The 19,709-nt window shown below is 65.8% G+C and carries 18 protein-coding genes; 10 read left to right on the plus strand and 8 right to left on the minus strand.

Annotation, left to right across the window (positions count from 1 at the left end; all coding sequences use genetic code 11):
- Window positions 1-99: 99 nt before the first annotated feature.
- Together FHR95_RS07705 and hemN are read left to right on the plus strand one after the other, a co-directional pair.
- Entirely contained in the window at window positions 100-1,284 is a 1,185-nt protein-coding gene (locus tag FHR95_RS07705; protein WP_183313968.1) for an NnrS family protein, read from the plus strand.
- Window positions 1,285-1,400: 116 nt separating this feature from the next.
- Window positions 1,401-2,786, plus strand: a complete 1,386-nt coding sequence (gene hemN / locus FHR95_RS07710) for an oxygen-independent coproporphyrinogen III oxidase (RefSeq protein ID WP_183313969.1) — start codon at window positions 1,401-1,403, stop codon at window positions 2,784-2,786.
- A gap of 78 nt (window positions 2,787-2,864) precedes the next feature.
- Here hemN and gdhA read toward each other — a convergent pair whose 3' ends face one another.
- A complete protein-coding gene (gdhA, locus tag FHR95_RS07715) occupies window positions 2,865-4,217 on the minus strand; it encodes an NADP-specific glutamate dehydrogenase (RefSeq protein WP_183313970.1) in 1,353 nt (450 codons plus the stop codon).
- Window positions 4,218-4,720: 503 nt separating this feature from the next.
- On the opposite strand from gdhA, the gene ubiT reads away from it, so the two are divergent.
- Genes ubiT through FHR95_RS07730 form a run of 3 tightly spaced genes read left to right on the plus strand, consistent with a single transcriptional unit; the run spans window position 4,721 to window position 8,163 of the window.
- Entirely contained in the window at window positions 4,721-5,206 is a 486-nt protein-coding gene (ubiT, locus tag FHR95_RS07720; RefSeq protein WP_183313971.1) for a ubiquinone anaerobic biosynthesis accessory factor UbiT, read from the plus strand.
- 38 nt (window positions 5,207-5,244) lie between these two features.
- On the plus strand, window positions 5,245-7,356 hold the full coding sequence (locus FHR95_RS07725; RefSeq protein ID WP_040183487.1) for an adenosylcobalamin-dependent ribonucleoside-diphosphate reductase: 2,112 nt from the start codon (window positions 5,245-5,247) through the stop codon (window positions 7,354-7,356).
- A 54-nt stretch (window positions 7,357-7,410) separates the two neighbouring features.
- Window positions 7,411-8,163: a hypothetical protein gene (locus FHR95_RS07730; protein WP_040183486.1), complete on the plus strand. Its 753-nt coding sequence runs from the start codon at window positions 7,411-7,413 to the stop codon at window positions 8,161-8,163.
- A gap of 130 nt (window positions 8,164-8,293) precedes the next feature.
- Here FHR95_RS07730 and FHR95_RS07735 read toward each other — a convergent pair whose 3' ends face one another.
- The 3 genes from FHR95_RS07735 to ubiU are packed head-to-tail and all read right to left on the minus strand — an operon-like array spanning window position 8,294 to window position 10,963.
- The gene (locus tag FHR95_RS07735; protein ID WP_183313972.1) at window positions 8,294-9,040 is read right to left on the minus strand and encodes an anaerobic ribonucleoside-triphosphate reductase activating protein; all 747 of its coding nucleotides are present in this window, start codon (window positions 9,038-9,040) and stop codon (window positions 8,294-8,296) included.
- Window positions 9,037-9,957 carry a U32 family peptidase gene (locus FHR95_RS07740; RefSeq protein ID WP_246378445.1) on the minus strand — a complete coding sequence of 307 codons (921 nt, stop codon included), beginning with the start codon at window positions 9,955-9,957 and terminating at the stop codon, window positions 9,037-9,039. Before FHR95_RS07740 ends, FHR95_RS07735 begins: the two co-directional genes overlap by 4 nt.
- 10 nt (window positions 9,958-9,967) lie before the next feature.
- Complete coding sequence (gene ubiU, locus FHR95_RS07745; protein WP_183313973.1) at window positions 9,968-10,963, minus strand: ubiquinone anaerobic biosynthesis protein UbiU; 996 nt, start codon at window positions 10,961-10,963, stop codon at window positions 9,968-9,970.
- Window positions 10,964-11,164: 201 nt separating this feature from the next.
- On the opposite strand from ubiU, the gene FHR95_RS07750 reads away from it, so the two are divergent.
- A complete protein-coding gene (locus FHR95_RS07750; protein ID WP_183313974.1) occupies window positions 11,165-11,593 on the plus strand; it encodes a globin in 429 nt (142 codons plus the stop codon).
- Between the two features lie 221 nt (window positions 11,594-11,814).
- Complete coding sequence (locus FHR95_RS07755; protein ID WP_183313975.1) at window positions 11,815-12,159, plus strand: hexameric tyrosine-coordinated heme protein; 345 nt, start codon at window positions 11,815-11,817, stop codon at window positions 12,157-12,159.
- A gap of 142 nt (window positions 12,160-12,301) precedes the next feature.
- Here FHR95_RS07755 and hmpA read toward each other — a convergent pair whose 3' ends face one another.
- Both hmpA and FHR95_RS07765 read right to left on the minus strand, forming a co-directional pair.
- On the minus strand, window positions 12,302-13,471 hold the full coding sequence (gene hmpA, locus FHR95_RS07760) for an NO-inducible flavohemoprotein (RefSeq protein WP_183313976.1): 1,170 nt from the start codon (window positions 13,469-13,471) through the stop codon (window positions 12,302-12,304).
- Window positions 13,472-13,562: 91 nt separating this feature from the next.
- Window positions 13,563-14,129 (minus strand): YIP1 family protein, encoded by a 567-nt coding sequence (locus FHR95_RS07765; RefSeq protein WP_040183473.1) that lies wholly within the window; start codon window positions 14,127-14,129, stop codon window positions 13,563-13,565.
- A 124-nt stretch (window positions 14,130-14,253) separates the two neighbouring features.
- Between FHR95_RS07765 and FHR95_RS07770 the strand changes: the two genes are divergently transcribed.
- Window positions 14,254-14,667 (plus strand): MarR family transcriptional regulator, encoded by a 414-nt coding sequence (locus FHR95_RS07770; protein WP_040183472.1) that lies wholly within the window; start codon window positions 14,254-14,256, stop codon window positions 14,665-14,667.
- Between the two features lie 90 nt (window positions 14,668-14,757).
- Complete coding sequence (locus FHR95_RS07775) at window positions 14,758-15,915, plus strand: cytochrome P450 (protein ID WP_183313977.1); 1,158 nt, start codon at window positions 14,758-14,760, stop codon at window positions 15,913-15,915.
- A gap of 72 nt (window positions 15,916-15,987) precedes the next feature.
- Here the strand turns inward: FHR95_RS07775 and FHR95_RS07780 are convergent, their stop codons facing one another.
- Entirely contained in the window at window positions 15,988-17,196 is a 1,209-nt protein-coding gene (locus FHR95_RS07780; RefSeq protein WP_183313978.1) for a cytochrome D1 domain-containing protein, read from the minus strand.
- Window positions 17,197-17,226: 30 nt separating this feature from the next.
- Window positions 17,227-17,559 (minus strand): c-type cytochrome, encoded by a 333-nt coding sequence (locus FHR95_RS07785; RefSeq protein WP_183313979.1) that lies wholly within the window; start codon window positions 17,557-17,559, stop codon window positions 17,227-17,229.
- A gap of 363 nt (window positions 17,560-17,922) precedes the next feature.
- On the opposite strand from FHR95_RS07785, the gene FHR95_RS07790 reads away from it, so the two are divergent.
- Complete coding sequence (locus tag FHR95_RS07790; RefSeq protein ID WP_183313980.1) at window positions 17,923-19,650, plus strand: nitrite reductase; 1,728 nt, start codon at window positions 17,923-17,925, stop codon at window positions 19,648-19,650.
- The last annotated feature ends 59 nt before the right edge of the window (window positions 19,651-19,709 follow it).

Below are 19,709 nucleotides of genomic sequence, written 5' to 3' on the forward strand. Positions count from 1 at the left end.
ATACTAACAGCATGCCAGTTAGCTTTGATTCGCGACTGCGGCATTCGGTCGCGTAGCGGCGCGGTTGGCGTGATCACAGCTAAGATGTAATTTATATGCATGTTATGTCGCTTTGCCAGTGATCCAGGTCAAACCGGTGGCACCCGCCGCACCGACCGGCGTCCTGCCTGGACGCTGTTTTTCCCGCTCGCCGCTCTGCATGCGGCCCTGGCGGTGCCGCTGTCGCTGGCGGCGATGTGGGGCTGGCTTGCTTGGCGACCGGCGCTGACGACACCCTCAGCGCATGGTCGCGAGCTGCTGTTCGGCTTTGCCCTGGCGGTGATGGCGGGATACCTGCTGGGTCCATTGTCGCCTCGTCGGCTGGCGCTTCTGGCAGCGTTGTGGCTCGTCGGGCGTCTCGGCGGCTTGGCGGGCCATGCGGCCTGGCCGCTGCTGCTGGCTGATGTCGGCTTTGCGCTGCTGCTGGCCTGGCAAGTAGTGCCGCGTTTCCTGGCCGCCAAGAAGTGGCGCAACCGCCTGCTCTCGCCGCTGCTCGGGCTGCTCTGTGTGCTGGCAGTGGCCAGCCTTGTGGTGCACCTGGCCCCTCCAAGCCTGCTCTCTCCAAACCTGCTCTCGCCCCTGTTGCACCAGGGCGTACTCTGGCTGCTGTTGCTGATGGCCTTCATGGGCGGCCGCGTGATCGCCCCGGCGGTGAACGGGCACCTGATGGCCCGCGACCGGGTGGCCGGGGTCGGCGTTCAGCCGCGGCTCGAGGCGGCATTGATCGGCCTGCTGGGCGTGGCGGGGCTGCTGGCGATATGGCCGCTGCTATGGCCGCTGGCCGGGGTGATGCTGGTGCTGGCTGGAGCGGCGATCTTCATACGGCTCTGGCGGTGGGCGCCCTGGGCGCTTGGCGATCGACCGGACCTGCTCGGCCTGTTGCTCGGCTATGCCTGGCTGGGCATGGGGTCCCTGCGGGTGGCGGTCGACCTCATGGCGGGAGACGCCCCAGCGTCAGGACTGCATGCGCTCACCGTGGGCGCGCTCGGCACCCTGGCCAGCGGCATCATGCTGCGCCAGGCCATCCTGAGGGCCAAGGGGCGCCCGGGAGAAGAGCGCTGGCTGCCGCGCCTGGCCCTGTTCTTCTCCCTGGCAGCGCTGTTGCGGCTCGCGTGGCCGCAGGCCGGCACCCCGGTGCTGTGGGGCGCCGCCGGTGTCTGGAGTCTGGCCTGGCTGCTGGTGGCGTGGCGCCTGGTGCACTGGCGCCGGCGAGCTGTCGCCAGAGTACCGGCTGCCTCGACTTGATCTGGGTCAGCTACCCCTTGAAGGGTACCGACGCGCCCGGTCTTGGCTGGCATAATTCGCCCATTGCGGTGACGGCTGCGGTCGTCGCCTATCGGTTCTAGAGGCTCGATTCGATCATGCAAGATACCCTGCCGTTCATCCGTCCCCTGGTCGAGAAGTACGATCGTCCGGGCCCGCGCTACACCTCTTACCCTACGGCACCGCAGTTCCAGGCGGCCTTTGCCGAGGACGACTATCGTGCCGCGGCCGAGCGCAGCAACCGGGCGACGACGCCCAAGCCGCTGTCGGCCTATGTGCATATCCCGTTCTGCGAGAGCCTCTGCTACTACTGCGCCTGCAATAAGATCATCACGCACAATCGCGAGCGAGCCGCCGAGTACCTCGCCTGGCTCAAGCGCGAGATCGCCCTGCAGGGCGCGCTGTTCGACGACACGCGGCGCATGACGCAGCTGCACCTGGGCGGTGGCACACCCACCTACCTGAGCAATGATCAGCTCGGCGAGCTGATGGCGGCACTGGATGCCGCCTTCCACTTCGCCGAGCCCGAGACGCGGGAGTTCTCCCTGGAGGTGGATCCGCGCACCGTGACGCCCGAGCAGATCCACGAACTCCATGCCCTGGGATTCAACCGCTTGAGCTTCGGCGTGCAGGACTTCGACACTCGGGTCCAGGAGGCGGTCAACCGCATCCAGAGCGAGGCCCAGGTGGTGGAGCTGGTCGCCGCGTCGCGCGAGGCCGGCTTCCAGTCGGTCAGCGTCGACCTGATCTACGGCCTGCCGCTGCAGACTGTGGCGAGCTTCGACGAGACCCTGACCAAGATCATCGCCCTGCGCCCCGACCGTATCGCTACCTACAGCTATGCTCATCTGCCGGAGCTGTTCAAGGCCCAGCGCCTGATCCGCCCCGAAGACATGCCGCCGCCGGAGCGCAAGATCGAGCTGCTGGAGCTGACCATCCGTCGTCTTACTGAAGCAGGCTATGTCTATATCGGTATGGACCATTTCGCCCTGCCCGAGGACGAGCTCTCGCTGGCGAAGCAGAACGGCACCCTGCAGCGCAACTTCCAGGGCTATTCGACGCATGCCGACTGTGACCTGATCGGCCTGGGCAATACGGCCATCGGCAAGGTGGGCGACAGCTACAGCCAGAACGTCAAGGAGACGCCTCAGTACCAGGCACGTCTGGAGGCGGGGCGACTGCCGGTCATGCGCGGCTACCGCCTCAATGCCGACGATCGGCTGCGCCGCGATGTGATCAACGCCCTGATGTGTCACGGCCGTATCGACTTCGCCACGATCGAGGCAGACCACGGCATCGACTTCACGACGTATTTCGCCGATGCCCTCGCCGAGCTCGAGGAGATGGCCGACGACGGCCTGCTGGCGATCGGCGATGGGGCCATCGAGGTGCTGCCGGCCGGGCGGCTGATGATGCGCAATGCCGCCATGGCCTTCGATGCCTACCTGGCACACAGCAAGGGGCGCTACTCGCGCACCGTCTGAGGCGCGATCTCCTGCCAACACAAAACGGCGCCCCAGGGACGCCGTTTTGTATTCACTAGCGCTCGACAGGGATCGGCGTCAGACGACGCCCTGCTCGATCATCGCATCGGCCACCTTGCGGAAGCCGGCGATGTTGGCGCCCAGCACCAGGTTGGTGGGGTCGCCGAACTCGGCGGCGGTCTCGGCGCACTGGCGGTGGATGTTGGCCATGATCGCCTTGAGCTTTTCGTCGACCTTCTCCAGCGGCCACTGTTGCATGCTGCTGTTCTGGGCCATCTCCAGCTGGCTGGTGGCCACGCCGCCGGCATTGGCCGCCTTGCCGGGGCCGTAGGCAACCCTTGCGGCCAGAAAGCGGTCCACGGCCGCAGCGGTGGAGGGCATGTTGGCCCCTTCACTGATGCAGGTCACACCGTTGCCCAGTAATGTCTCGGCATCCGCCTCGGTCAGCTCGTTCTGGGTGGCGCAGGGGAAGGCCACGTCACCCTCGAGACGCCAGACCGCATGACCATCGGCCGGGTAGTCGCTCGCGGGCAGGTACCTCGCCTCGGGATGCGTCTCCCGATACGCCTCCAGCGAGACGCGCTTGACCTCCTTGAGCTCCTTGAGCAGCGCCAGGTCGACGCCGCGGGGATCATGGAGGGTGCCGCGGGAGTCGGAGCAACTGACGGGAATCGCGCCGAGCTCATGAAGCTTCTCGATGGTATAGAGGGCCACGTTGCCGGCACCGGACACCAGGCAGGTCTTGCCCGCCAGGGTCTCGCCGCGGGCTTCGAGCATGTTCTCGGCGAAGTAGACGGCGCCATAGCCGGTGGCCTCCTTGCGCCCGAGGGAGCCGCCCCAGTTGAGGCTCTTGCCGGTCAGCACGCCCTCGTAGCGGCCGGTCAGGCGCTTGTACTGGCCATACAGAAAGCCAATCTCGCGGGCCCCGACGCCGATGTCGCCGGCCGGTACGTCGGTGGTCGGGCCGATATGGCGATGGAGCTCGCTCATGAAGGCCTGGCAGAAGCGCATGATCTCGCCATCCGAGCGGCCCTTGGGGTCGAAGTCCGAGCCACCCTTGCCGCCGCCGATGGGCAGCCCGGTCAGGGCATTCTTGAAGATCTGTTCGAAGCCCAGGAACTTGATGGTGCCCGAGGTGACGCTGGGGTGGAAACGCAGCCCGCCCTTGTAGGGGCCGAGGGCGGAGTTGAACTGGACGCGATAGCCCTTGTTGACCTTTACCTTGCCGGCGTCGTCGGTCCAGCAGACGCGGAACATGATCTGGCGCTCCGGCTCGACGATGCGCTCGATGATGCCGTGGTCGAGGTAGTGGGGGCTGCGCTCGAAGAGCGGGCGCAGGCACTCCAGCACCTCTTCGGCGGCCTGGTAGAACTCGGTCTGGGCCGGGCTGCTCCTGCGCAGCGCCTCGAGGGTGTCATGGACATAGGGCATGGGACGGTTCCTGTGCGGTCGAAGCGGGTCGCCAGCACTATAAGGCAATGCACCAATATGCAGCAACTGTATGCCCTATGCGCGGAATAGACATAATAATGGGAGGAAATGCCTTTAAAATCGCGAAAATGTATGCACCATTTTAATACATTTATAGTTTTTGATATACGCTGTCTCAACGAAGCTGCGGCAGCAGCAGGGCAGCAGGGCAGCAGGGCAGCAGGGCAGCAGGGCAGAGCGCTGCCGTTGTGCGGTCTACCATGCTGGGGGTCAGCAAGGGGGCGAGAATGGCGCCCCTCCGCCGGTTTCGGCTGTCTCGAATGAGGGGGAAATTTTTGCACATCTTGTGCTTGAGTCCGTCAGCTGGTCTATATATGGTATTGGCCCGTCAGGATACGCGGTGCCGGTAACGGCTTGACGCATGTCAGTGCAGGCGGTTTAGATGGCCCCTAGGATGAGCGGTTCGGCGGCCCAGCCGCGTCGACGTCATCAGGAGAACCCTCATGTCCCTGCCTCTTCCGTCACTGTCATTTCCGCAGCCGCTGGCGCCGAGTCGCCTGATCCGCATTCTCGACCCTCGAGTGCCGCTGATCGTCAAGCGTCGGCTGGTTGAGCCTGTGCTCAACCGTACTTTCGCCGAGCCGCTGGAAGAGGGTGAGTTCGATGCCCTGGAGGGGCGCCGGATCAGTCTGGCCATCGAGGATCTCGGCGTGACGCTGACGCTGAGCCTTGCGGCGCAGCGCCTGGTGCTCTGTCACGCGCCGGGCGAGGCGACCATCCGTGGTGGCTGGCGTGAGTTTCTCTGCCTGGCGACACGCCGGGAGGACCCCGACAGCCTGTTCTTCCAGCGCCGGCTGCTGATCGAGGGCGACACCGAGCTGGGCCTGATGGTCAAGAACCTTCTCGACGGTCGCGAGGAGGGGCTGGCCCAGGGACGCCTGGGAGAGCTGCTGGTCCGCCTGGAGAGGCTTGCACAGCACACGCGCTGACCTTATTTCGTTCAATGATTTTTTCCGGAGCCATCCGCATGAGCACTTCCACCAAGGCAGTGAAGTCATCCAACGAGGTGCCCCTGCAGGGGCCGTCCCGTGACATCTGGGATGCCAAGTATCGCCTTAAGGACCGTCACGACCACGCCGTGGACAAGGACGTTACCGCCACCTGGGAACGCGTGGCCCGGGCACTTGCCGCGGTGGAAGGCGACAATGCCGAGACCTGGCTGCCGAAGTTCCGCTGGGCGCTGGAGAACGGCGCCATTCCGGCCGGGCGGATCATGTCCAATGCCGGCGCCGAGGCCTACAAGCCAGCGGTGAGCCTGATCAACTGCACCGTCTCGCGCACCATCCGCGATTCCATGCACGACATCCTCGACTCGGTGGTGGATGCCGGCATGACCCTCAAGGCGGGCTGCGGCATCGGCTACGAGTTCTCCACCCTGCGCCACAAGGGCGCCTTCGTGTTCGGCGCCGGCGCCGGCACCAACGGCCCGCTGGCGTTCATGGATATCTACGACAAGATGTGCTTCACGGTGGCCTCGGCGGGTGGGCGCCGTGGCGCTCAGATGGGCACCTTCGACGTCGGCCATCCTGACGTGCGTCAGTTTATCGAGGCCAAGCGCGAAGCGGGCCGGCTTCGCCAGTTCAACCTCAGCCTGCTGATCACCGACGAGTTCATGGAAGCCGTGAAGAACGACGCCGACTGGCCGCTGGCCTTCCCGCTTCACGAGGGCGAGAAGGACGACGTCGAGGAAAGCGAGCTGATCTACCGCGACTGGCCGGTGGTCGAGGAGGGGTACACCGTCGACGCCGAGGGGCGCGTGGCCTGCCGCATTGTCGAGGTGATCAAGGCCCGCGAGCTGTGGGACACCATCATGGCCTCGACCTACGACTTTGCCGAGCCAGGCTTCATCCTGATCGACCAGGTCAATCGCATGAACAACAACTGGTTCTGCGAGGAGATCCGCGCCACCAACCCCTGCGGTGAGCAGCCGCTGCCTCCCGAGGGCGCCTGTCTGCTGGGCTCGGTGAATCTGACCCGTTTCGTCATCGACCCCTTCGGCAAGAAGCCCCGCTTCGACTGGGAGCGCTACCGCCAGGTGGTGGCGATCTTCACTCGCATGCTCGACAACGTGGTGGAGATCAGCGGCCTCCCGCTGGAAGGCCAGCGCAAGGAGATCGAGGCCAAGCGCCGTCACGGCATGGGCTTTCTGGGCCTGGGCTCTACCCTGACCATGCTCAAGATCCCCTATGGCTCTCCCGAGTCGCTGGCCTTTACTGAAGAGGTGAGCCGCAACCTCGCCCTCGAGGGCTGGAAGCAGGCGCTTGAGCTCTCGCGCGAGAAGGGAGTGGCGCCGGCCCTGGCCGAGGACTACGCGATCACCCCGCGGATGATGCGCGAGCGCCCCGAGCTCAAGCAGGACGGCTACGAAGTCGGCGACAAGGTGCCCGGCCGCATCCTGCACGCCCGCTACAGCCGCTATATGCAGAAGGTCGCCGAGGTGGAGCCGGAGCTGGTGGCCCAGCTCGCCGAGCACGGCGCGCGCTTCACCCACCACAGCTCCATCGCCCCCACCGGCACCATCTCGCTGTCGCTGGGCAACAACGCCTCCAACGGCATCGAGCCCTCCTTCTCGCACCGCTATTTCCGCAACGTCATCCAGTCGGGCAAGAAGACCAAGGAGCAGGTCGAGGTGGTCTCCTTCGAGCTGGCGGCCTATCGCCACTTCATCGCCGCCGACGCCGTAGAGAGCGACCTGCCCGATTATTTCATCACCGCCGACGCGGTGAGCCCGAAACAGCACGTGGCGGTGCAGGCCGCCGCCCAGGTATGGGTGGACTCGGCCATCTCCAAGACGGTCAACGTGCCCACCGAGTTTGCCTTCGAAGACTTCAAGGACCTCTATCTCGACGCCTACGCCAGCAAGCTCAAGGGCTGCACCACCTTCCGCTTCAACCCGGAGGCCTTCCAGGGCGTGCTGGTGCGCGAGGACGATCTCAAGAACACCACCTATGTCTTTGAACTCGAGAACGGCGAGACCGTCGAGCTGGCGGGCGACGAGAAGGTCATCTACGACGGCGAGGAGCACAACGCGGCGAACCTCTACGACGGGCTGAAGGAAGGTACCTATGGCAAGTGGTAAACCGATCTGTCTGATGCCCAGTGCCACCCAACAACTTTCCGGAGGAGCCTCCTGATGGCCGTCGAGATCAATTCCAAGATCGTGTCCTATAGCGTCAAGAAGGCGGTGGAAGAGCCGCCCCTGGCCGAAGAGAACCCGCTCACGGTGCGCATCCCCTCGCGCCCCGAGGGCACCCTGGAGGCCGTGTCGGAGAAGATCTCCTACGTCGGCGCCGAGGGGCGCAAGAAGGTCTATCTGCTGGTGTCGTTCATGCCGGTGGAGGGCGTGCTCAACGGCAAGCGGGTGGTGATCGAGCGCCCGGTGGAGTTCTTCTTCCCCTCCGGCCAGCTCTCCAGCGAGCACCAGTGGATCACCGCCACCATGCGCAGCCTGTCGCTGGCGGCTCGCGGCGGCTACGTCACCCAGGCGGTGGCCGATCTGCGCAAAGTGGCCTGGGACAAGGGCCTGGTGCGCTGCGGCATGAACCGCTGGGGCAAGCCGATGTTCCACGACTCCGAGGTCGCGGCCATCGCCTGGTCGATCCAGCAGATTCTCTATCGTCGCGGCTTTCTCGACCAGGACGGCAACCAGGTCCCGGTGGAAGAATTGGTCAGCCGCTATGCCCAGCGCCTGGCCAGCGGTCATCCCTGGCAGCCGCCCACCACGGAAGAGCTCGAGCAGGCCGAGCGCAAGGCTCAGCACGCCGCCCAGGCGAAGGGCGACGGTCCCACCGTTGTCGGCCACTGCCCCGAGTGCAACGGCGAGCTGATCATGATGGACGGCTGCCCCACCTGCTACTCCGGCTGCGGCTGGTCCAAGTGTGGATAAGCAGGCTCTTCCTAGGCTCTGTGGATAACCCAGGCCAGTCGAACTGAACGCCCGTTTTCGCAACGCCAACGCCCCGGGATGCACAAGCAGCCGGGGCGTTGTCGTTGGTAGGGACACATTGCCACCGGGCTCAGTGGCGCAGCTCGAGCCGCGCGAAGTGGGGCGTCAGCCGTCGAGCCAAGGCCTCCAGCGCCTCCCGGGGCGGTGCGCCGGCCACCGGCAGGCAGTAGTCGGGGTCGCGGCAGCGCTCCACGCGGGCCACCTGAATGGCATAGCGACGCACGCCGCAGTCGGCCAGCGTCATCGCCAGGCGCTCCAGGTCCTCCAGGGCGAAGTCCCGCCAGTGCACCGTGGTGCGGCATTCGAAAGGGGTGTTGCCCTCCAGCAGCAGCGAGAGGCTTCGAGCATGCTGCTGCCAGATGCCGCGGCGGCCGCAGATCCGGTCGAAGTCTCGCCCGCGTCCCTTGACGTCCAGCGCCACCCAGTCCAGCTGTGGCAGCAGGGCGGCCAGGCGCTCCGGGTAGGGGCCGGCGGTATGCAGCCCCACGGCCAATCCCATCTCGCGCGCCTGCTCCAGGGCGCGTGGCAGGTCGGCATGCAGGGTGGGCTCGCCGCCGCTGAACACCACGGCATCGAGCCCATCGGGTCGGGCCTGAAGGAACGCGCGCATCGCCTCCCACTCGCCGGGGTCGCCGCGGCGGGTGGGGGCCATCTCGCTCACCTCGCAGTAGCCACACTGCAGCGGACAGCCCTGGAGGTGGATCACGGTGGCACGCCGGCCGGGGAAATCCGCGGTACTCGACGTCGTCAAGCTGGCCACCGGCAGGCGGATGTCGGAGGTCTCCTCCGGTTCGAGGCGCAGGGCGGAGCCGATCATGATGCCTCCCGCCCTTGGGTATGCGCCATGCCGGGCCGGCCGTTCCAGTAGCCGTCACAGATCTCGGCATCGACCAGGGCAAGCGGGTCCGGCGCCGGCAGGGTGCCGTCGCGCGCGGCATCGAAGACGCTGACCACCTCGGCCATGCCGTCGGGGCGCGGGCTCAGGCGCGCCAAGCTGACGCCCATCTCGGCCATGTCCGGTACCTCGTGGCGCAGGTCCTGGCAGGCGCCGGAGAGGGTCTGGATGCCGTTGAGGTTGAAGACCTGGGCCGCTTCCTGGGTGCGCAGCGCCAGGCCTTCGGGATGCTTCTGGCAGACGAACTGGCAGCGGTCCTTGGGCTTCTGGTAGCGGCGTGCGGTGAAGCAGCGCGACGACCAGGCCAGCGGCAGGTGGCCGTAGGCAAACACCTCGCAGGGTGTCTCGAGCCCCTGCTCGCGGCAGTCGGCGAGCAGCCGGGTAAGGTCCTGCTTCGACATTTCCACTGGGGCTTGCCAGCGCTGCATGCCGGCGCGCTTGAGCACGCTCAGAGTGGCCGGGTTGTAGAGGTTCAGCGCCGCTCCGGCAGTGAACGGCAGGCTTGCTGTCGTAAGGCGCTGCACCGCGCTTTGATCGTTGGCCTCGACGATGAACTCGCCGTTGTCGCAAAGCTTGCGCAGGTCGCGCAGGTCGGCCTCGGACTCGATCAGGGTCTGGCTCGAGAGCACCACCTGCTTGCCGCTCTGGGCCAGCTCGCGGCCTATCCCCAGCCAGTCATCGAGTTTCATGTCGCGGCGCCGCGAGCAGACCGACTCGCCCAGGTGGACGATCTCCACCGGCCAGTCGGCGGCCTCGCGGTAGAAGTCGGCGTAGCGCTCGCGGGTCCAGTAGAAGAGCACCGGGCCCAGCGACAGTTGGAGCATGGGGGTGGCGGACATGGGCGCTCTCCTATTTCCAGCGGCGCTCATAGGCGCCCAGGGTGGTGATGCTGCCTTCGGAGACCTCGCCGAGGCCGGTCATCCAGGCAGGTTCGGGTTGGAAGCGGCCTGGGGCACGCGCGAGGCGGTCCAGCGCCTGGCGCCAGATGCCGGCGACCTTCGACACATAGGCCGGGCTGCGCTGGCGACCCTCGATCTTCACCGCACTGATGCCCAACTCCGCAAGCTCTGGCAGCAGTTCCAGAGTGTTGAGGCTGGTGGGCTCCTCGATGGCGTGATAGGTCTCGCCGCCCACCTCGAAGCGCCCCTTGCACAGGGTGGGATAGCCGGCGTTCTCGCCCTCGCCGTAGCGGTCGATCAGCACGCCGTTCAAGCGTGACTCCAGACCCTCCGGCGTCTCCTCCCAGCGCACATGGGCGGCAGGCGAGCAGACGCCGCGGGTGTTGGGGGACTCGCCGGTGAGGTAGGACGACAGGTAGCAGCGTCCCTCGGCCATGATGCACAGGCTGCCGAAGGCGAACACCTCCAGTTCCACCGGGCTCTGTTTCGCCAGGTCACGCACCTGGGTGATGGAGAGCACCCGCGGCAGCACGGCGCGCTTGATGCCGAACTGGTCGTGGTAGAAGCGCAGCGCCTCGTGGCTCGTCGCCGAGCCCTGCACCGAGAGGTGGCGGGCGAGGTCCGGGTGGCGGCGGGTGGCGTAATCGAGCAGCCCCATGTCGGCCATGATCAGGGCGTCGACGCCGAGATCCGCGGCCTGGTCCACGGCGCGGGTCCACATCGCCCAACCGTCCGGCTGTGGGTAGGTGTTGATGGCGCAGAACACCCGCTTGCCGCGGACATGGGCGTAGTCGATGCCCTCCCTCGCACGCTTGTCGGTGAAGTTGAGACCCGCGAACTGGCGGGCGTTGGTAGTGTTCTGGAAGCCGAAGTAGACGGCATCGGCCCCTTCGTCCACGGCGCGCTTCAGGGCGGGCAGATTGCCGGCAGGGCAGACGAGCTCCATGGTGAGCCTCCTCTCGGTGAAAACCCGACCATGCTAGTCGACGATCCTTGCTCGGCCCTTGACGGACGTCACGACGAGGGGGCGATTCACCTCGGATATGATGCAGATCATGACGGGGCGATGCGCACGCTATCCGACGCGGTGTTGAGCGAGTGTCTGGCCTAACCTGGGATCAGGCCTGTTCACCGGTCGGGAGTCGTCATGGACATTGAAGGCCTGTTCGATGTCAGCTACGTGCGTGTGCTGAGCCGGGAGGTCGAGGGGCGGGAGTTCTTCGAGGCCTTCTATGAGCGATTTATTGCGTCCTCGCCAGCCGTCGCCGCGAAGTTTCGCCATACCGACATGGCGCGCCAGCGGGCCATGCTGAAAAAGTCCTTCTATCATCTGCTGGCGTTCTATGTGTCGAGCCATGCCGACTACTATCTCCAGGCGGTGGCGATCAGCCACGATCGCGCCCACCGCGATATCCACCCGGCCCTCTATGACCTCTGGCTCGAGACCCTGATCGACACGGTTCGCACCTTCGACGAGCAGTTCGATGACGACGTCGAGCTGGCCTGGCGGCTGGTGATGACGCCGGGCATTGTTTTCATGACCTTCCACTACGACCGATGCGACCCCGCCGGTTAGGCCAGTATCTCGAGGACTCCAGGGGCGAAGTCCAGGGAGGCCAATGCCGTGGAAGCGTTTTCGTGTCGGATCAAGACGAGGTGGCTGGTCGGGCGTCGTATAGCGGGCAGAAGTCGGCCTCAGGCCGACGATGTCGTGACGCCTCCTCTTGACGCTGAGAGGGCATTGGCTACCTTTCAAAGGTGCATAGGATATGCATCTTATAGATTGAGGAGGTTACCATGTCGCTCACCTTCCGAGCTCCCGCTTCGGCCAAGGTCACCGGCGCACTGCTGCTGGCGGCCTCGCTGCTACTGGGCGGTATCGCTCTGGCCGATGACCATGAAGCGAAGGAATCCGGTGATACCTGGCTGCCGAGCCTGATCACCGAGACGCCCCAAGAGGGCTTCGCCCTGGCAGTGACGCTCTCCCAGAAGGGGGTGGGGACCACCCAACCGGACGCCGAGGTGCGCAAGGCACAGCGTCCCGAATATGCCGAGGATCCCGACAGCCTGATCGCGGCCTCCCACGTCATCGCCACGCACTTTCAGACCGTCGCCGCGGCCAACGACTACTGGCGGGAGTGAAGCGTAGCATGATCCGGTGCGCGCCATCGGTCATATCAAGGCGATGCTTCTGGCTCTCGGCAGCTAAGCCCCATCCCCAAAACCCACGCAACGGCGACGCCCCAGCATGGCCGGGGCGCCGCCGATGCAGGTGTCGCTGGCCTTAGGCGGCGTCGAGGGGGCGCGAGGGACCGAAGTGCTCGTAGTGGCGACGTTCGCCTGGCACGCCCAACTCGGCGAGCGCCTGGTCCATGGCGGTCATGAAGCCCTGGGGGCCCACGAAATAGCAGCGAGCATCCTCGGGCAGCAGGCTGGCGAGCAGCTTGCGGTCGATCCGGCCGATATGGTCGGCGGCATCGCCGCGCTCGTGCACGCTCACCGCCCGAAGCCGCTGAGGGTGCTCGGCGGCCAGGGCCGCCACCTCGTCGCGGAAGGCGTGATGCTCACCGTCCAGGGCGGCGTGGAGATAGATCACCCGGCGGCCCGCGGCGAGGGCATGGCGGGCCATGGGCAGCATCGGGGTCTGGCCGACGCCACCGCTGGCCAACAGCAGGGGCTCGTCACCGTCTGCCAGGGTGAGGTCGCCGGCCGGCGGCAGCAGTTCCAGGGTGTCGCCGACACTCATGGCGTCATGCAGGTGACGGCTGGCGCGGCCCTGTGGCTCGCGCTTCACCGAGATCCGGTAGTGGCGGCCATTCGGCACGTCCGAGAGGCTGTAGTGCCGATAGACCGGCTCGCCGTCGATAGTCAGCTTCACGCCGATGAACTGGCCCGGCTGGTGGTCGGCCACCGGGCCGCCGTCCTCGGGTTCCAGCACGAAGGAGCGGATCACCGCGCTCTCCTGGCGAGTGTCGGCGATACGGAAACGGCGGGTGCCGCGCCAGCCGCCGGGGCGCTGCTCGAATTCCCGATAGCGGTACTCCTCCAGCTCGATGAGCAGGCCGGCGAGCTCCTCGTAGAGGCCGCTCCAGGCCGCGGCGACCTCCGGGGTCACCGCCTCGCCCAGCACCTCGCCAATGGCAGCCATCAGGCACTCGCCGACGATGGGATACTGGTCGGGCTGGATGCCCAGGGAGACGTGCTTGCTGACCACCGTGGCCAGCACGCCGCGTGCCTGCTGGGGGTCCTGGCGCAGTCCCACATAGGCGAGCACGGCACCGGCCAGGGCCCTTGGCTGGCCGCCGTCCTGCTGGTGGGCCTGGTTGAAGAGCGGCTTCACTTGCGGATAGCGCTCGAACATCAGGGGGTAGAAGCGCTGGGTGATGGTGTCGAGATGATCGGCCACCGCGGGGGCAGTGGCCGCGATCAGGTCTTCCTGCTCTGGGGTCAGCATCGGGGGGCTCTCTATCGTCATAAGATGTATATAAATTACATGTTATAGCCCGGTAATGCTGACCTGCGACGTTGCGCCACATCATTCGGCGTCAGTAGGCCCAGACGACGGCCATCAGTAGTCCCCAGGCCAACACACCGGCGGCCATGATGGTGTAGGTGGCCGACATGGTGTTGACGTCGTTGTCGCTGCGTTCGCACAGCGCCTGAAGGCCGTGGTAGACCAGGCTGCAGGCGATACCCAGGGCCACCAGCACCGCCAGGGCATTGAGCAGCAGGCTGGGGATCAGCAGCACGATGGCCGAGGACCACAGCGGCAGCGGGGCCAGGGCTGCCAGCAGATAGGCGTCGTGATAGTTGATCGATAATTCCCGCGTGGCATTGACCACGGCATGAATCAACCAGCCCATCACGAAGAACGTCAGCAGCTCGGCCAGGAACAGGATGGTGGTGATGAAGCGCCACTCCCGGCCGGCAAAGCCGGCAACGAACTCATCGCCGTAGTGCGTGCCGGCGTAGTAGAGCAGTACAGGCGGCAGCAGCGACATCGGTAGAACCAAGCACCAAGCCAGGGTAGGAATTGACGGCTTGCGCTGTTGGAGGTTCTTCCAACCCGCCTGGCGGGTGAAGGGCAGCTGGATCACGGTCAAGGGGTTCATGGCGGTATCCTCGTCGGCAGCAGTGAACAAGTATCATGCTGTGATATGGTTTATTAACCTCTAGGTTCCCTCCTCACGCCTGTCAAGCGGCGGGCCACTGTCCATCTACCCTCGGATCTCCCTCATGAGTGATGACGCCCTCAGTAAGCAAGACTTCCAGCGCCTCTCGCACTTCCGCTACCAACTGCGCCGTTTCCTGCGGCAGAGCGAGGACTTCTGCCGCGATCACGACCTCACGCCGCTTCAGTACCAGCTGTTGTTGCACCTGCTGGGGTTCGAGGGGCGCGAATGGGCGACGGTGGGTGAGCTGGCCGAGCGGCTCCAGGCCAAGCACCACGGCACCGTGATGCTGGTCGATCGCTGTGAGCAGCTGGGCTTGGTGGAACGCCGCCAGAGCCGAGATGACCGCCGGCGTACCGAGGTGCATCTGCTGGCTCGCGGTGCCGAACTGGGGCGTCGCATCGCCAAGCTGCACCAGCCCGAGCTGCGCCATCTACAAGAGGAGTTCAGCCTGCCGGGCTGGCCCGAACTTTCCTGAACCATGAATCTGGTCCGCTGACCTGTGTCAATGCACCTTCGGGGGGCTTCTGGTCTGCTTGCCGCACGCTTGCCCCTCTTAGGAGATGACATGAGCAATACGCGCCAGCAGGACTGGGACCCGCGCGATGAGGACGTCCAGGCAGACCAGATTGCCGCCTACGACGCGATGCGCCACCGCTGCCCGGTAGCCTTCAGCGACTACCTGCAGTGGTCGCTGCTGCGCCACGCGGACGTGATGCGCGTGCTCGAGGACCACGAGACCTTCAGCAACGCGGCAAGCCGCCACCTCTCGGTGCCCAATGCCATGGACCCGCCCGAGCACACCCGCTTCCGGCGCTTGATTGAGCCCTATTTTGGCCCCCAGGCGATGGGCGAGTTTGCCCCGCAGTGCCGTGCTATCGCCGAGGACGTGGTGGATCGCCTGCCCGCCAACGGCGAGGTAGAGGCGATGACCGCGATGGGCCAGGACTTCGCCCTGGAGATCCAGTGTGCCTTCATGGGCTGGCCGACCAGTCTGCATGAGCCGCTGCGTGCCTGGGTAAGGCGCCAGCAGGCCGCCACCCTGGCCGGCGATCGCGAGGCACTGGGTGAGCTGGCGCACGAGTTCGATGGGGTGATCCGCGACCTGCTCGCCAGTCGCCGTGAGGCTGGTGACGCCGCGCCGGACGACGTCACCACGCGGATCATGAACGAGACGGTGGAGGGGCGCGCGCTCGCCGACGAGGAGATCGTCAGCATCCTGCGCAACTGGACGGTGGGAGAGCTGGGTACCATCTCGGCGAGCATCGGCATCCTGATGCGCTACCTGGCGGCGCACCCGGACATGCAGGATCGGCTGCGTGCCGACCCTGGGCTGCTGCCGGCGGCCATCGACGAGATCCTGCGTCTCGATGCGCCGCTGATGTCCAATCGGCGCATCACGACCCGGGCAGTGAAGATCGGCGACCGCCACCTGGAAGCGGGTGAGCGTCTGACGCTCCTGTGGGGCTCGGCCAACCGAGATGAGGCGGTGTTCGGCGACCCCGACGAGGTGCGCCTGGATCGCGACCCGACGGATAACCTGCTCTACGGGGCCGGTATCCACGTCTGCCCCGGGGCGCCCCTGGCGCGCATGGAGCTTCACGACTTCATGGACGCGCTGCTCGACGCCACCGTGGATATCCGCCCGCTACCCGGCCGCCCTGCGGTGCGTGCTCGCTACCCCGCCGGCGGCTACGCCGAGGTGCCGCTGCACGTGCGGCGCTAGTCGCCAAGGTCTCGCATCAGCGAGGGCGTCAGCGACAGGTCGTAGACCTGTCGCTGAGTTAGTCTGAGCGAGTTACAGACCAATACGGTGCGCCCGGTCGGTAAAGAAGATGCCGCTGGGCGATTCGCTGTCGAGCCTGGCGACCTCCTCCAGGGTGTGGGTGTCGTAGACCACCACCCGGTCGCTGTCGCGAGCCGAGATCCACACCTGCTCGCCCCTTGGGGTGAACTCCATGTGCAGCACCGCCTCGCCCGGTTCCAGCGTGGCGACGATCTCGCGCGATTCGGTGTCGATCACCTGCACCACGTTGTTGTCGGGGTGGGCGAAGTTGACCCATACCTGGCGTTCGTCCGGGCGGGACATCACGAAGATCGGCTGGCCATGGACGGCGATGCGCTCCACCAGCGACCAGTCGTCGCTGTCGGCGACCAGCACCTCGTGGCGGCCCACCGCCGGCAGCCAGGCTTCATCGCCGGCCATCGCCCAGCCTTCCAGGTGGGGCATCTTGTAGACCGGCAGACGCTCCTCGCCGCGGCCATAGTCGGGCAGGATGCGCTGCACGCCGGCCTCCGGATGCCAGAGGTCGAGCAGCGCCAGGCCGTCCTCGCCGAATAGCCCGGCGATGTAGTAGCGGCCGTTGGGGCCGATCAGGGCGTCATAGGGTGCCTCGCCGATCTCGCGGAAGCGGGTCACGTCGGGGACGCCCTCGCGCATGTCGAGCATGTGGATCTCCCCGGCCTCGAAGAGGCTGTAGACGAAGCGGTTGCCGGGGGCATCCACCAGGCCCACCACCTTGGAGCGCTTTGTCTCGCCGTTCTCGTCCCGGTAGGTTGCCGGAATCTCGGCCACCGCCTCCAGGGTCTCGCTGTCGAAGACCTTCACGCCGCCCGGTTCGTAGTTGGCCACCGCTACCAGCGAGCCGTCCTGGGAGATGGCGCCGCCGATGCTATTGCCGGACTGCATCACCCGGTGGGTGATTTCACCGCTGAGTAGGTCGACCCGGCTCAATCCGCCATCGCGGCCGAAGACGAAGGCGTAGCGGGCATCGCGGGAGAACTTCACCGAAGCGTGGGAGAGATCCCCCAGCCCCTCGACGCGATCGAGGATCCGGTGGTGGCTGGTATCCACCACCGCCAGGCTGCCGGTGGCGCGTTCCACCACCACGCCCAGATCGCCTGTGCCGCGCAACTCGGCCTGCGGGGTGGCCTGACAGCCGGCCAGCACGGCAAGCAGCGCGACGGCGGCGAGAGGTTTGCGCAGGGTGCGTGGGAACACGGCCATATTGCTTCCTTGTGGGATCATCGCGATGGCTCACTCATCCAGGGGGTTATCGTTCTGCAGGTGGTCGGCGAGCCAGCGCGCCTCCTGCTGGCTCAGCAGGCCGGCCCAACCGGGCATGGCGGTGCCGGCAACGCCGTTGAGAATCAGCGCGGCCAGGCCCTCGCGGCTATAGGCGTTCATGCGCGACTTGGGCAGCGCCGGGCCGAGGCCGCCGCGCAGGGTCATGCCGTGACAGGAGCCGCAGTCCTGGTAGAGCAGGGTCTCGAGCTCCTGCTCGCGCTCGGCAGAGAGCGAGCCATCGGCCAGGGCAGCTATCGGCAGCCAGCAGATCACCAGCAGTACGAGACGGGTGGGGAAGGGCATGGCATCTCCTGTGGGCGAGGGCGACCGGTGTCATGGCTGATGGCAGTGTCACCGCTGATGGCCGGGCGCGCCTTGACGGTGGTCAAAGCGTTGTCCTGCAGGGCCTATGAAGCATGCGGACGCCAACCCCGCAATGTCTCTTTGGAGGTAGGCCCAGGCCCCTTTGACGCAGGTCAAACTCACCCGCAAAAGCGGTGCGAGAGCCATTAAAGATGCATGAATTATACGCGTTAATGAGCCAACCTCTGGCGCAGGAAGGCCGCCCTTTGTGCAGCACCGGGTGGCTCTCCGGCGAATGACAACAATGACTCGCCCATGACCTGGCGACGGCGCATTCAAGGATCATGACAGAGGTGGAACACGATGAAAAAAGACTGGTATCTCAAGCCATTGGCCGTGGCGGTAACCACCGTCGCGCTGGGCATTACCGCGGCCCAGGCGCAGGAAGGCCATAAGGATCTCGACGAATCTCAGGGCGCCTATCAGGGCACCGAGTCCGCCGTCGATCCGAGCGCTGCCAAGTCGGTGCGGACGCCCGGGGCACCGGACCTGACCGAGGACGAGTTCGAGAAGGCCAAGGAGATCTACTTCCAGCGCTGCGCCGGCTGTCACGGCGTGTTGCGCAAGGGGGCCACCGGCAAGCCGCTGACCACCGACATTACCCAGGAGCGCGGCCTGGAGTACCTCAAGGCCTTCATCACCTACGGTTCCGCGGCCGGCATGCCCAACTGGGGCACCTCGGGCGACCTCACCGATGATGAGGTCGAGCTGATGGCCAAGTACATCATGCACGAGCCACCGGTGCCGCCTGAGTTCGGCATGCCCGAGATGATGGATACCTGGGAAGTGCTGGTTGCCCCTGAGGACCGTCCCACCGAACAGATGAATGACCTTAACCTCGATAACCTGTTCTCGGTCACCCTGCGTGACGCCGGCCAGGTGGCGCTGATCGACGGTGGTAGCAAGGAGATCGTCAAGATCCTCGAGACCGGCTATGCGGTGCACATCTCGCGCATGTCTGCCTCCGGTCGCTACATCTTCGTCATCGGCCGCGATGCCAAGGTCGACATGATCGATCTGTGGATGGAGGAGCCGAGCATTGTGGCATCCATCAAGGTCGGCATGGAGGCGCGCTCCGTCGAGACCTCGAAGTACCAGGGGTACGAAGACAAGTATGCGATTGCCGGTGCCTACTGGCCGCCGCAGTACGTGATCATGGATGGCCAGACCCTGGAGCCGAACAGGATTGTCAGCACCCGTGGCATGACCGTCGATACCCAGGAATACCACCCGGAGCCGCGCGTGGCGGCCATCGTGGGCTCTCACCAGCACCCCGAGTTCATCGTCAACATCAAGGAGACCGGCAAGGTTCAGCTCGTCAACTACGAGGACCTGGATGCGCTTTCCACCGTCGAGATCGAGACCTCGCGCTTCCTGCACGATGGCGGCTGGGACGCCTCGGGCCGCTACTTCCTCACCGCGGCCAACGAATCCAACCAGATCGTCGTCATCGACGCCCTGGAGCGTGAGCTCGAGGAGATCGTCGACGTGGGCAAGATTCCCCATCCGGGGCGTGGTGCCAACTTCGTCGATGCCGAGCATGGACCGGTATGGGCCACCAGCCACCTGGGCGACAACACCATTTCGCTGATCGGCACGGACCCGGAAGGGCATCCGGACAACGCCTGGAAGGTGGTGCGCACCCTGGAAGGCCAGGGCGGCGGCTCGCTATTCATCAAGACCCATCCCGAGTCCGACAACCTCTACGTCGATACCGCCCTCAACCCGGGTGAAGGGCCTAGCCAGAGCGTGGCGGTCTTCGACATCAACGACCTCGAGGCCGGCTATGAAGTGCTGCCGATCGCCGAGTGGGCCGACGTCGGCGAAGGCGTCAAGCGGGTCGTGCAGCCGGAGTACAACCAGGCTGGCGACGAAGTGTGGTTCTCCGTCTGGAACACCATGGACGAGACCTCCGCGCTGGTGGTCGTGGATGACACGACCCGCGAGTTGAAGCACGTGATCAAGGACGAGCGTCTGGTCACCCCGACCGGCAAGTTCAACGTGATCAACACTCAGAAAGACATCTACTGATCGGAAGATGGCGGCGGGCCCTCAGGGCCCGCCCGCCTGACCGACGCGCAAGTGAGCTG

Origin of the sequence: Halomonas fontilapidosi, from assembly GCF_014192285.1 — a bacterium.
Lineage (GTDB): Bacteria > Pseudomonadota > Gammaproteobacteria > Pseudomonadales > Halomonadaceae > Halomonas > Halomonas fontilapidosi.